The sequence below is a fragment of the Megasphaera indica genome (assembly GCF_046614755.1).
Taxonomy (GTDB): Bacteria; Bacillota; Negativicutes; order Veillonellales; family Megasphaeraceae; genus Megasphaera; species Megasphaera intestinihominis.
Genome location: NZ_JBKKJR010000048.1, coordinates 1 through 897, shown reverse-complemented (window position 1 = coordinate 897; position 897 = coordinate 1). Strand labels below are relative to the sequence as shown.

Here is an 897-nt window from a genome sequence, read left to right as displayed (position 1 = left end):
AAATTACCGGATTGCAGCTTGTGATGTAAGGTCAAGACATTGTGGGCCATTGCCAGTATGATGCTAGTTGCTAGGGCATTTTCAGTTCCATGGCTCAAAAAACGTCGGAACGACAGATTGGCCTTGATGTCGGAAAAAGCCCCTTCAGACTGGATGGAACGGTTCATTCGAAGCATCTTCCCTGTGGGAGAACTGATGTGAGCTTCCATTTTGGCCCGTTGGGCTTGAAACCTTTTAGAAAGTTCTAATTGCTTCGTCCTTTTTTCCAACGGCTTCTTGCTGCGATTGCCATGAATGCATCCTTTCTTATAAGGACAGTCCGAACAATCTTCACAGACATAATGGCTTTTGCATATTTCAAATCCCGTGCTGGTTGTTTCAGTCTTTTCCCCGACACAGGTCAGCTTACGATGGTTATGGCAATAAAAAACATCATTTTTCGCGTCATAGTCCATATTCTGGAATTTGCCAATATCTTTCTTGAAACGGCGTTTTTTCCGCTGTTCATGGTCGGACGGTTTGATGTAAGCATCATACCCTTGTTCGGCGAGTTTTGTGTAATTCTCTTCGCTTTCATAGCCGGAGTCGGCAATGACACGGGCATACTGGAAAGGGAAATGCTTGCGGAAATCTTCGAGGAAAGGCAGCAGGGTGGTACAATCTGAAGTCTGCGGTCCAACAGTGACCCAGGTAACGAATCCAGCGTCCACGCCATATTGTACATTATATGCAGGCTTGACCTGTCCATTCTTCATAGCGTCTTCTTTCAGATGCATGAAGGTGGCATCGATATCGGTCTTGGCATAGCTGTTCCGGTCCCCGCAGTAATGAAGCTGGACGGCATACTCTTTTGTCTTATGCAGGAAATACTCGGTTTTTTCCATTGCCTTTTGTAGT

At 45.7% G+C, this 897-nt stretch carries 1 protein-coding gene; it reads right to left on the bottom strand.

All coding sequences use genetic code 11. The annotated features are described in order from the left end of the window. Positions 1 to 884, bottom strand: an 884-nt coding sequence (locus ACFCTO_RS12120; RefSeq protein ID WP_499876968.1) for a transposase, incomplete at its 3' end; no start/stop codon positions are given. Between the last annotated feature and the right edge of the window lie 13 nt (positions 885 to 897).